The sequence below is a fragment of the Microcoleus sp. genome (assembly GCF_041354475.1).
Lineage (GTDB): Bacteria > Cyanobacteriota > Cyanobacteriia > Cyanobacteriales > Microcoleaceae > Microcoleus.
Genome location: NZ_JBGJZU010000070.1, coordinates 5171 through 17353, shown reverse-complemented (window position 1 = coordinate 17353; position 12183 = coordinate 5171). Strand labels below are relative to the sequence as shown.

Genomic DNA, 12183 nt, shown 5'->3' with positions numbered 1-12183 from the left:
GAGACGGGGATTTCAATCCCCGGCGGACTGCGGTGAGTGCGAGGGCCCTCGCCTTCAACTTGCCATTCGTTACATCCGACAGCCCGACAGGGATTGAAATCCCTGTCTCATAGCGCAAGTCCTCTGAAAGAGGACTGAAGAGAGTTGAGAGTTGCATTTAATGTTTCAGTCGGTTTTAACCGACTTTTGCTATGAGACGGGGAATTGATTCACTCCTAGGACTGTGGGTGAATGCGATGGCCCAATATACAATCCAAGCATCCCAAAATCTAATGCCCAAATACCTCACAATCAAACAACTTACAGAAGCAGTTCAAGGTGCTGTCACCCCCCGGATGGTAAGACATTATCACTCCTTGGGGCTGCTTTCGACCGCAGTGCGATCGACCTCTAACTACAGACTCTACACCCGCAGCGACGTGCAGAAACTGCAAAAAATTGTCGCACTCAAACAGCAAGGTTTTCAGCTTTCTCACATCCGCAAGTTGTTAGAAACTGATGGGGATGCTTCCCCTGATGCGCTGATGGCGACTCTACAGCAACAGTATCTTTCTGTTACTGGGCAGATAGTTCGCCTCCGACAAACGGCTTTAGCGCTGGAAGGTTTGCTGGGGCGGGATCTCTCCTGTCAAGCGGTGCAAGCGGGCGCACTGTCGCAAATGAGGCTGTTGCAGGGGGAAACTGAGGGGGGATTGGGTGAGTTGGAACAGTTGTGGGAGAGTTGGGATGCTGTGGCGCATTCTCACCCGGAGAATTTTGAGGAATCTTTGCAGCATTTGTTGCCGGATTTGAGCGATCGCTCTGAAATTGAGGTAGACTTGCTTTCAAAACTGGTATTAGCTAGTGGTGATTGTTCCCTATTGCCGTTTGTGAAGTTGAGCGAAACTGCGATTCAATCGGCGCGGGAAGCTTTGAAAAATCGTTGTCAAATTGTGGCTGATGTGTCGCCAGTTTGTGCTGCTTTGGATGCTACTAGGTTAGCACAGTTGGGAACAAGTATTGTCACTTTAATTGACGATCCACATATTAATGCTGCCGGGGAAGCGGAACAAGAATTTTGGCGGAAAAAAGCATGGTTTGAACAGTTGTTGCAAGTGGAAAAAGGATGTATATTGGTGATAGGATATGCGCCTTCTGTGTTAATGGCTGTCTGTGAGGCGATCGAGCATGGGGAATTGCAACCGGCTTTGGTGATTGGTCTGCCGATCGGTTTTAGTCATGCTCCAGTGGCGAAACGGCGTTTAGTGCGATCGGGTGTTCCTTATATTACGACTGTGGGGACTTTTGGCGGTGGATTGTTGGCGGCGGTGGCTTTGAATGCTTTGGTTGAGTCTTTGATTGAAAAGCCGAATTGTCATTGTCATTTGAAGTGAAAATTTGTTTTGAGAGTTATCAGACGATGGGGATCAGAAACCGGGTTTTTTACCGAATCTGCGGTTGATAATCAAGTATTTTTGTAAAAAAACTCGGTTTCTAAACACTGCGTAAATCCTAAATTATTTATTTCGCAGTTTCAATCCCTGATTGGGATTTAGTGTAGTTGCGGCTCAAGGAAATTTTCAATAATTTCTAGAATGCTATTCTATAACTGAAAACCACTTTTATCAATAATTTGCAGTTATGGCAGGAAGAAAAAAGTTAAACAGAGAAAACCTACACGCAAGGGTCGGGTCGAATACCGCCGAAAAGCTCAAGGAAATCGCCTTAATACTTGGGTATACATACAACCATGAAGGCTCGACCGGGCAACTGCTGGATGCGATCGCCAGCGGAGACTTGATTCTTATCAGTACATCAAAATCCCTAAAAGTGGTTAACACTTTTAGGGAATGAGGCTAAAATTAGATTGTGAGGAAAAACAGTTCATACCCTCACTCAGGAGGTGAAAAATGACCCAAACAGGAAACGGACACAAACCGGATGATACAGAGGTGGAGGTGACTTACCTCCCGGTTTACTCGCCAGCCGACCCAACGGAGCAGGTTGGCTGGTTGAGAGTGAGTCAGGACGGGGAAGAAGAGTTTATTCTCGATATCCCTATTTCTGAATCCGAGGAACCCACCTCGGACAACTAGCGCCTAGCTAGTCTTTCTTAGACCGCCTTCAAGAGCCACCTTGAGGGCGGTCGCAAACTTTTTCATAAGATATGTAACGTCGTATGTCTGATGCAGTTGTCTGTCCCGATTACATCCGTATCTTAGAACGCAAACCGGGCGGGTGGGCGTTAAAAAAAGGCGAAATATTTTATAACCCCCTGCCTTTCGCAGTAGATTTTCAAGACTTTGAGTTGCATTATGGCATCTCAAAGCAGCAGGTTGTTACCGAGCTATTTCGGCTCAATGCCGGTAAAGCCGGTTACTATCTAGCCGATTTACGCCACAAGCAGTATTACTACTGCGGCCAATTATTTGAGGATGTGAAAACCATGCTTTTGCAAATGGGTATTGGTCGGACTGGCTTCGATTAAGCTCGATCGTTGCGATCGCAAACACGGCTACTAAAAAGCTGTCACCTGTTGGGTTGGCAGCTTTTTAGTTTATGTATCTAATTTGCCGATGCTGATCGTTCGATCACTGCCTGCGGCTTGTTTCAATCCCTAATAGGGGTTTAGTTTAATTGTGGCTATAATTACACCAGCACGAATAAGAATTTTTTTATGACTAATCCCTTTCCGGGTATGAATCCCTATTTAGAGCATCCTTCCCTGTGGGCGGGAATTCACCATCGGCTAATTACCGCTCTTGCCAATGACCTCGGCCCTAAGCTTCGCCCGAAGTACATTGTTGCCATTGAGGAGCGCGTATACGAGGTGAACGAAGATATGACTTTGCTAATAGGTGTACCGGATATCTCAGTACAAAGTACACCATCAGCTCTTCAATCTCCGGCATCCAATCTCGCGGTTGCTGTAAAAACGCAACCTACAGAAGTATTACTACCCTTGCCAGAGACTTTGACGGAAGCATACCTAGAAATTCATGCCGTGGAAACCGAGGAAGTTGTGACCATCATTGAGGTGCTTTCTCCAAAAAACAAACAGGTGGGAATCGGGCGGTTGCAATACGAAACAAAGCGGTTAAAAATTTTGGGTAGCGCAACTCACTTTGTTGAAATCGATTTGTTGCGCCAGGGGAAATCGATGGAAATGGTCGGAGATTTTGAGCAAAGCCACTATCGAATCGTGGTGAGTCATAGCGAAACTCGTCCAAAGGCTCTACTTTACAGCTTAAGCGTGCGAGATAAAATTCCTGAATTCCCAGTACCATTAGAGGCTGATGAACCAGAACCAACGATCGATCTAAAGTCATTGCTAGACGAGATTTACGATCGGGGGAGCTATGACTTAAGGATTGATTACAGTCGCCCCCCAATTCCCGCTTTGTCAGAATCGGATATGGTTTGGATGAATGAAACACTTACTGCAAGGAAGCCATGACACCAATCAATCCCTAATAGGGATTTAGTTTAATTGCGGCCTGTTAAATATTTGAAGAATATATGAGAGAGGTTGAGTTTCAATCCCTAATAGGGATTTAGTTTAATTGTGGCGAACACAGGAGTCAGGAATCGAAAGCAAATATTCGTTTCAATCCCTGATAGGGATTTAGTGTAATTGCGGCTTTATAATTTGGCGGCACTGTGGCAGTTGTTTATGGAGTAACTTTTCTCCTATTTTTCATTGAGATATTTTGCCAGCTCTGGAATCTCACCGGCGCGTTGCCAGCCAGTTTCACTGCGTCTAACTTTTGTACGATTAGTTTTCTAATTTTTTCTCAAGTAGTTTAATTGCGGCGTAACGCTCTGCCTTAAGCTAATCCAACCGCAAACATTGTTTTCTAATTTTTTCTCAAGTAGTTTAATTGCGGCCGCCCGCTCCAGAAGCTTTGCTGTATTTGGTTTTCAAGGTTCGTTTGCGTCTGTCTAAACTAAAATTACCACTTCAGCCTTCGACTTATCAACACAAAATTTTTTATACAACCATCAAACCCTTGTCATACATACATTTCAGCGATCGCGTCTCGCATTGTATTGGTTCAAGTGCCTCAAACCATTGCAGTACAAACATCATAGCCCAAAAATCTTACACCTCGATTTTAACACCTACCCATTGACGCATTTCCAACCTAAAAGGATTCACCATTTCCCCAAAGCCCCCCACACCATACCCGAAACCACCCCCCAAATCGCCCCCAAACCCGAACCCACGATCGCCCCCGCCACAGGGGCAAAATCTCCCACCACCCCAAGGTTGATAGCCGGAAACACTAACGACAAGCCCCCACCCAACACCATACCGACGATCGCCCCCAAGAAACTGCCCCAAATCCCTCCCAAAAACCCCCCTCTCACCCCCGAAGGCTGAAACGACACCGGCAACTTCGGCGCAAACCCACAAAAACCCAACAAACTCCCAGAAACCGTACCACCAAGGGAACCCACCCCCGCCGCCACCATCGCCACCACCAACAACAAATTGGCAAACTGATTCCCCGGAGTCATCGTCCCACTATATTGCTGCCAAACCACCAACCCCGAACCCAAACAAACACCAGCCAAAGTCCCCAAAAACGCCCCCCAGACAGCCCCCAAAAACGCTCCCCGCCGGCCCCAAACTCTCCCCATCGGCACTATCAGAGGAGGCTTAAAACTTGTCCAAACCAAGCCCCAGACAATACCCACCCCCACACCAGACCAAATTCCCCGGCCGATCGCCGGATTCTCACTAATCGCCCCAAACACCACACCCCCGATCGCCGCCAACACAAAAGCCCCCCACAAAGTCCCCACCAAAACACCCACCCACTTCCGCAAAATCTGATTCGGAGGTACAGCCAAAATGCCCCAAATCATCCCAAAAAAAGCGCCCCAAATCGAACCCACAAAAATCGCCCCCAAAATCGCCCCACCACCCTCAGCGATCGCCGAAAATACCCCCGCCACCGCCGCCAAACACAAACCGCCCCAAACACCACCCCAACCTGCATCCTGAAATACCCGTTCCAACTTGCTAACAGGTACTGTCGCAGGCGGAGTCCGAGAAGACATCGGCATCGGCAACAGTGGCGGCTGATATTGACCTAGAGACCGTGGCAGTCCCGTAGAAGGCTGTTGTCTGGATCTTGCGGTCTCCCGTACAACAGCGGGGGGTTTGGGCTTCTGACGCTGATTTTTCGCAGGCTGCAAGTTCACTCCGTTGCGGACTGCTTCCCGCGAGGGGAATGGATCGCGCCCTCTGAGCAGTTTTGCCCGATCGCACCAAGGACAGCGATTGAGATGATTGCCGTATTTATGTTGATTATTTTTGCTGCAAGTAATTAGAGCATCTTCCGCTTCCCGCAGCGCATTTACCCAAGTTTTGGCATCCGGGCGCGCCAAAGGACTGCTATGCCCATCCTCAAAACAGCGGATAAACATCTGTCGCAGTCGGGGATGCAGCATTTCCCAAGCTGGTGCTGCGGGCATGGGGCGATAGGGAATCCGCTTGGTGCCAGAGGGGAAATGGCCCGATCGAATTCTCGCTTCTAAGGGCGGCGGTTCATCCGTACCGAGATAAACTCCCGAAAACGGGTGCGTACCTTCCATCAGTAGTTGAAAAATCAGCACCGCTAAGCCGAACAAATCATGTTCTGGGGCTCTGTCAATATCCCGAAAAGTTTTTCCCTGCAATTCCGGTGGTGTAAACTCTGGCTTCCCCACGGGACATCGATAAACGTAACCTGTATAGGGATCGCGTACTTGAAAGGAATCCGTATCTACCAAGGTTACTAAAGCTGTGTCGGTGACGAGGATATTCGACTCATTCACATCGCCGATCACGTAACCCCGTACATGGAGGGCGTTGACGGCGGCTGCCAGATTTCGGGCGGTGCGATGCAGGTAAAGATAGTTAAATAGGGGTTTTTGTTCGCGACGGGTTTTGGGAGTGTAAAAAGTGTGAACTGGCGACACCTTGGTGACGCGGGGCATCACAAAACCGACGATTTTTTCTCGCCCGCCCACAGTATGCAGTAAATCCAGTGGCCAAGCAATTGAAGCGTGTCCCGGTGCGGCGATCGGCGCATCTGGTGGCATACTGAACATGACTGTGAGTTTGTCGCCGTCTTCTTCTGTCGGTCTGTGATAAATTTTTGCTACTAGGGACTGGTCTTGGGGGAGGGGATAGATGCGACCTTCACCTCCACTGGCGATCGCCGTGTTAGTGTCGATCGCGATCAGTTGTCCGCTAAATTGCCGCTGCAACTGCATAGAATTCCATATATATATCGACGATCTCGATTTTAGATTGGGGATCTGGCATTTTTGATTGAAGAACTGACCCCGCTGGTAAATCTATTAACCGTCAGACCAGCCAGCATCAGAGATATAACGATTTAAACCTTTCTTTCTGGATTGTCCATTTATAAATTAGCTAATCCGCTGCATTATACTATATTTTAGGACAAATATGGATCTATCAATTTGACAATTTTTTCATACTCAAAATCTTCTGAAAGTTCCAGCACCCTAGCAACAAAGGAACTGTACTCTGGGTGTAATTGTTCCAACCGGCTGATTTCCAAATCCACATCTTCAACATAACAGCCCTTCGCTGCTTGATACAAAACCAGCAATTCTTCTTTGGGCGGCACCACCATTTCCTGCGGACTAGCAGCTAAAGATACAGCCTCGGTCAACTTTGACCCGGTTGCTGCTGGTTGGTAAATCCATGACAAATTTAAATAACTCTGGATTTTGTCTAGCAATTCTACCGCTTGAATCGGCTTAGAGAGAAAATCGCTGTAGCCCAATTCTAAACATTTTTGGCGGTCTTCATTAAACACGGTGGCAGATGCAGCTACGATTGTTGTACTTTGAAATTGGGGTAATTGTCGCAGTTCTTGAATGAATCGGAAGCCATCCATCCCAGGCATTATTAAGTCACATAAAATCAAATCCGGCTGCCATTCTACAGCTTTTTTTAAACCTTTTTCTCCGTCGGCTGCTTCCGCCAGTTCAAACCCTAAAGGTTCTAGCAAATTAATTATCACCGACCGATTCTCCCAGCGGTCATCGATTACCAATATTTTCTGTTTTTGACCTTGATAGCCAAGGACTCTCTTGGTTGAGGTGATGGAGATTGATGCGGCTAAATCTGAACTAATGGGCAAGTTTAAATAAAACCAAAACTTGCTACCAATTCCGGCAGTGCTCTCGACACAAATCTCACTTCCCATTAAAGAAAGCAGGTTTTTAGTAATTGCTAATCCCAAGCCGGTTCCTTCTGCTTGGCGAGAAATATCTCCCACTTGCTCGAAGGGCAAGAAGATTTTTTCTAAGTTTTCGGGAGAGATGCCACAACCTGTATCTTCTATTTGGAAGCAAATTTTCTGGGATGGACGAGGTATGAGTTCTGAAGAATGAGTAGCATCGGATGGATGCTGCATAATTCCTAATTCAGGATAGCGGCTGTCTGTGACTCCTACTTTGAAAGTGACACTACCTTTGTCAGTAAATTTTACAGCGTTGGACAAAAAATTAATTAAAACTTGGCGCAGCCGCTTTTCATCGGCACAAACCGTTTTGGGGAGTTGAGTAAGAGCCTCGTAGGTAAAGTCAATTGATTTTTGTTGAGTTTTGACTCGGAAGATTTTTGACACTCCTTGCAGGAATTCGGAAAAATTAAAGATTTCCGGGTTAAGTTGGAGTTTGTTGGCTTCGATTTTAGACAAGCTTAAAATGTCGTTAATCAGGGTTAGCAAATGTTCGCTGCAATTGTAGATAATCTCAACGCCTTGCTGTTGTTTGGCGGTGCAGTCTGGGTCTAGTTGCAAGATTTGGGCGTAGCCCATAATGCCGTTGAGGGGAGTGCGCAGTTCGTGGCTCATATTGGCGAGGAATGTGCTTTTAGCCAGGGATGCTGCTTCGGCGGCTTCTTTGGCTGCTGCGAGGGCGATTTCTGTTTGTTTACGATCGCAAATTTCCTGTTCTAATTGAGAGTTAGTCAGGGCTAACTCAGCAGTTCGTTCTGTAACTTTGGCTTCTAAGGTTCGATTGTAATTGGCTAATAGTTTCTCAGCTAGTTTGCGTTCTGTGATGTCAACAAAAGCGGCAATAGCTGCAACGATTTGCCCTTGTTCGTCAAACAGTGGCATACTGTAGACTTCGGCGGGAAATATCCGATCGCTCAACCGAATTTCTAGGTCGTCAAGCCTCACCTGTTCGCCTTTAAGCGATCGCACTATTGGCAAATCTGCTGCCGGATATAACTGCTCAGTTTGGGTCTGATAAATGTGATAAGTTACTGCTAATTCCTCGGTTTGAGCGGACGGTAAAGTTTCGTCGATCTCCAGTAACTGTCTGGCCATCTGATTAACGTAAATGATTTGTCCGGTAATATCGTGAACTGCTACCCCCACTGGCATCGCTTCGAGAATTTGATTCAGTTTGCTCTCGCTCTGGGCTAAGGCTTCATTTAAGGATTGGAGATCTGCAAATGACTGTTTCAGTTGACCGGACATCTGATTAAACGTCTTTGTTAATTGTCCCAATTCATCAGAACGTTCAATTTGTATTGATTTATTCCATTCGCCCAGGGCAATATTTTTAGCAACTTTATTTAAATCCAGAATTGGTTTTGTAACCCAACGAGCCGTAATAATACCAATACCTGTAGACCCGATTAATGACGCGATACACAGCAGGATCGTCGTGCGAGTATTGGCATATATTTGTGCCATGAATTCGGCTTCTGGAACAACTGTGATAATCAACCAATCCAACTCAGATTTATCCGAGATCGGGTTCACCTGTAAGAAATAGCGAGCGCGGTTAAAGTCAAACTCTAATCTTTGATTTTGCTCAATTTTAGGAAAAATTTTAAGATGAGTCAACAGAAAATTAACGGATGCCTGAGTGAGGGGAATCCTACTGTTTTGAGCTAGCAGTCTCCATTCTTGAGGCTTTAAGTTTTTTAGATAATCTGAATCTAATTTTTGCTTAAATGGTGTCTCGCCTGTGGAACTGGCAATGAGTAGGCCTTGGCGATCGATAATGAATAACTGCCCTGTCCGTCCAACTTCCAAACTCTTTAGAAAATTAGCAAACTGAGGCAGATAGAGGGAGGATGCCAAAATCCCCTGAAAATTCCCATCGGGGTCAGAAAACGGCAAAAAGTTAACAATTGTCAATAAAGGACGATCGACTCCCTGTGATAAATTAACCACTGGAAGCCAAATTGCTTTACCTGCTTCCTGGGCGGCTCGATACCAGGGACGGCCTTTAGGTGGATCGTTATGCGGATCGTAGTCATGTCTTACTTTGGTGAGCTTAATTCGCTTCCCTTGAAGATCGGCAGCATAGCGGTGAAAGGCGTAATCCGTAGATTTATCCATAACTCGGATCACCAAAGAATCATTTGCCAATGATTTTTCGACACCAAGGAATTCTTTTTGCTCAGTGGCGATCGCCACATTACTAACCGTGGCATAGATTTGTAATTGCTGTGCAAAGTAGCGTTCTAAATCCGAAAAATTTTTCCAGTCTAAAACCCTTGTGCGAATTGCTGCTGCATGGTTTTGATTAATTTGCTTAGGCACATCCAGGTAATTTTGCAGATTTTGCTCAACGCGCCCGTCCACTTCATCTATTAACTGATAAGCTAAGTTTTTAACTGCCTGTTGCCCGTTTTTATAGGATAGATAACCCACCAATCCCACTGTCCCGACAATTTGTATAACGAAAGGAACAATTAAAACAGTTCGTAGGGGAAGTTTCCCAGCAACTCTGGCGAATAAGTTAGAAAAAGAAGGGATTTTCATAACAGCAAGGAGGTTGTGTTGCTGGCGATTAGTAATTGGTAATTGATAATCGGTAATGGGTAATGGGTAATGGGTAATTGGTAATGGGTAATTGGTAATTGGTAATTGGTAATTGGTAATTGGTAATTGGTAATGGGTAAAACTGGTTTCCAGGAAATGTCGCTGTAAGGGCGGGTTTCACCAATAATAATCGTGAATAATCGACCATCTATTAAACCCGCCCCCACCCAACGGTAAATCCCCTGGTTTCCAGGAAATGTCGCTGTAAGGGCGGGTTTCACCAATAATAATCGTGAATAATTGACCATCTATTAAACCCGCCCCCACCCAACGGTAAATCCCCGCCAACATTTTTGAAATTTGATAAACATCCTGGTTGATGTAGTGTGTGGGGGCGGTTTTTTCGAGATTGTGTGTATTGTGATATCTTGTTGGTAGAAGCCGCCCCTACAGGGTGTTGGCGTCTACCAATAGAAAATTCGCTATTTCCGCCACATATCAAATTGATCTTCCGAACAGCCGTTGATATATTGATTGTTCACCCAACCGTCCAAAATTTCAAAAGTCTCATTGGGAGCAGTCCCATGAGTTCTCGCCGCAATTTTCACCCATTTTCCCTTTCTGCTAACAGCCCTAACTCCGTCTCCTCTTTTCAGTTTAACAACCACCGGGTAATTATTGCCAGGGCCTTTGCGAACGTTAACAGTACCACTTTTGACGTTAATAAAGGAGCATTTAGTTTGCTCTTTTAAAGCTTCTACTTTGTCGGCTGAAAGAGTTTGCTCTTTACCAAAAACGGGAAAACTGACCAGGGAAAAGCCAAAAGTGGCAACAGCCGCTGCAATGAAAAAGGCTTTGGATTGAGTCAAACTTAGCATCTATTTAATCTCCGTGGGTTAATAAGGACTCTTCATCCTTACTACTAATTTTTATTTAACTGAGGCAAACCATTCGATAATACCTTGGGCGATCGCCTCTGCTAACTTCTGCTGTTCTGTAGCATTGACAATCCATTCAAACTCATCAGGATTAATCATAAATCCTAATTCCATTAAAACAGATGGAGCAACGGCAGGACGAGTCATGGCTAGGTTGTTCCAGAATACACCATAGGAAGGACGATTCAATTTAGCAACTAAATAGTTGTGCAAAAACATTGCCAAACTGTGCGCTTGCGGGTGAAACCAAAAAGCGCCGACACCTTTAGTATTAATCGCGTCCCCGTTATCTGGTAAAGCATTGTAGTGAAGAGAAATTGCGATCGCAGGTGCTTCTTTTTGAATCATTTCCACCCTCGGTGGCAAATCCAGATCCACATCTTCCACCCGCGTCATTACCACATTTGCACCCCGATTTACCAATTCCTGACGCACCAATTTTGACACAATTAAAGCCACAGTTTTTTCTCGGTAGCCTGTGGGCCCGACACCCCCTGAATCTTCGGGCCCGCCGTGTCCCGGATCTAACAGTATTTTAATTCCAGACAGCGGCTTTGCTGGTGGATTAGCCATCTGGCTGGCTTTCACAGGGGGGTGTTTTAAAGACAGCACTAAAGTTGTGCCATCATATCTCAATTTGTAACCCCATTGTTGCGCTGATTTCAGATTAAAAGTATATTGTAATTGCAATGGCGATATTTGTTGCCATGTCAAACGGGAAATTACGGGGTCATCATCGAGGCGAATAATGTCAGTTTGAGCGGTGGTATTGTACAGCGTTAAAGTGAACGCGCGTTCACCTTCTTGTACGGTGACGGGGACTGGTATTTCTAGAGGAAATAAGACTTCGGTCCAACCGGGAACTTGACGCGATCGCGCGCTGCGAATTAGCGATCGCGGCGGCACTGTATCCTTGACAATTTTCACTTCTGATGCTTTGATCCATGCACCGTAATCGAGTCGAATCCATTCTCCTTCGCGGCCAATAATTGTGGCTCTTGTTCCCTTCGGTAGAGGCGTCATCCGAGAAAAATCTGTACTCGCGCCAGTGCGGGCAACACCTGGTTCTGCTGTCACTTCTGCTACTTCCAAATCAGCAGGAGAAAGAATAGAAATTTTTCCCGTGCCTTGCTGGCTGACTGTTTGATTATTCATGGTTAGTTCAAATACAGGCACTCCCAAATCTACTTTTTTGCTGTTATTTATTTGGGTGTCAGATTGAATACCCTCCCTTGCCAAAGAGGTGTCCGACTCAATGCCCCTTGCCAAAGAGGTGTCCGACTCAATGCCCCTTGCCAAAGAGGTGTCCGACTCAATGCCCCTTGCCAAAGAGGTGTCCGACTCAATGCCTCTTGCCAAAGAGGTGTCCGACTCAATGCCTCTTGCCAAAGAGGTGTCCGACTCAATGCCTCTTGCCAAAGAGGTGTCCGACTCAATGCCTCTTGCCA

The 12183-nt window shown here is 46.0% G+C and carries 9 protein-coding genes; 4 read left to right on the top strand and 5 right to left on the bottom strand.

The genetic code is table 11. From position 1 onward, the window contains the following. Positions 1-191: 191 nt before the first annotated feature. The 4 genes from ACBR23_RS21950 (at position 192) to ACBR23_RS21935 (ending at position 3436) form a co-directional block, all read left to right on the top strand. Complete coding sequence (locus ACBR23_RS21950) at positions 192-1373, top strand: precorrin-8X methylmutase (protein ID WP_371117859.1); 1182 nt, start codon at positions 192-194, stop codon at positions 1371-1373. 516 nt (positions 1374-1889) lie between these two features. Further along, positions 1890-2075 (top strand): hypothetical protein, encoded by a 186-nt coding sequence (locus ACBR23_RS21945; RefSeq protein WP_341739762.1) that lies wholly within the window; start codon positions 1890-1892, stop codon positions 2073-2075. A gap of 83 nt (positions 2076-2158) precedes the next feature. Continuing rightward, positions 2159-2467 (top strand): hypothetical protein, encoded by a 309-nt coding sequence (locus ACBR23_RS21940; protein WP_340551113.1) that lies wholly within the window; start codon positions 2159-2161, stop codon positions 2465-2467. A gap of 189 nt (positions 2468-2656) precedes the next feature. After that, entirely contained in the window at positions 2657-3436 is a 780-nt protein-coding gene (locus ACBR23_RS21935) for a DUF4058 family protein (protein WP_371120425.1), read from the top strand. A gap of 698 nt (positions 3437-4134) precedes the next feature. On the opposite strand, the gene ACBR23_RS21930 is transcribed toward ACBR23_RS21935, so the two are convergent. The 5 genes from ACBR23_RS21930 to ACBR23_RS21910 all read right to left on the bottom strand — a co-directional run. Then, positions 4135-6246 (bottom strand): DNA-binding protein, encoded by a 2112-nt coding sequence (locus ACBR23_RS21930; protein ID WP_371117862.1) that lies wholly within the window; start codon positions 6244-6246, stop codon positions 4135-4137. A gap of 188 nt (positions 6247-6434) precedes the next feature. Then, positions 6435-9797 (bottom strand): response regulator, encoded by a 3363-nt coding sequence (locus ACBR23_RS21925; protein ID WP_371120424.1) that lies wholly within the window; start codon positions 9795-9797, stop codon positions 6435-6437. Then, positions 9794-10105: a hypothetical protein gene (locus ACBR23_RS21920; protein ID WP_371120423.1), complete on the bottom strand. Its 312-nt coding sequence runs from the start codon at positions 10103-10105 to the stop codon at positions 9794-9796. Before ACBR23_RS21920 ends, ACBR23_RS21925 begins: the two co-directional genes overlap by 4 nt. Positions 10106-10279: 174 nt before the next feature. Beyond that, positions 10280-10675: an SH3 domain-containing protein gene (locus ACBR23_RS21915; RefSeq protein WP_341739757.1), complete on the bottom strand. Its 396-nt coding sequence runs from the start codon at positions 10673-10675 to the stop codon at positions 10280-10282. A 51-nt stretch (positions 10676-10726) separates the two neighbouring features. Continuing rightward, positions 10727-12183: N-acetylmuramoyl-L-alanine amidase (locus ACBR23_RS21910; RefSeq protein WP_371125682.1), on the bottom strand; the 1457-nt coding region annotated here is incomplete at its 5' end.

Bases quoted from the DNA above. Each gene is read 5' to 3' on its own strand.
- ACBR23_RS21950 (WP_371117859.1), top strand. From the start codon at position 192: ATGAGACGGGGAATTGATTCACTCCTAGGACTGTGGGTGAATGCGATG.
- ACBR23_RS21945 (WP_341739762.1), top strand. From the start codon at position 1,890: ATGACCCAAACAGGAAACGGACACAAACCGGATGATACAGAGGTGGAG.
- ACBR23_RS21940 (WP_340551113.1), top strand. From the start codon at position 2,159: ATGTCTGATGCAGTTGTCTGTCCCGATTACATCCGTATCTTAGAACGC.
- ACBR23_RS21935 (WP_371120425.1), top strand. From the start codon at position 2,657: ATGACTAATCCCTTTCCGGGTATGAATCCCTATTTAGAGCATCCTTCC.
- ACBR23_RS21930 (WP_371117862.1), bottom strand. From the start codon at position 6,246: ATGCAGTTGCAGCGGCAATTTAGCGGACAACTGATCGCGATCGACACT.
- ACBR23_RS21925 (WP_371120424.1), bottom strand. From the start codon at position 9,797: ATGAAAATCCCTTCTTTTTCTAACTTATTCGCCAGAGTTGCTGGGAAA.
- ACBR23_RS21920 (WP_371120423.1), bottom strand. From the start codon at position 10,105: ATGGTCAATTATTCACGATTATTATTGGTGAAACCCGCCCTTACAGCG.
- ACBR23_RS21915 (WP_341739757.1), bottom strand. From the start codon at position 10,675: ATGCTAAGTTTGACTCAATCCAAAGCCTTTTTCATTGCAGCGGCTGTT.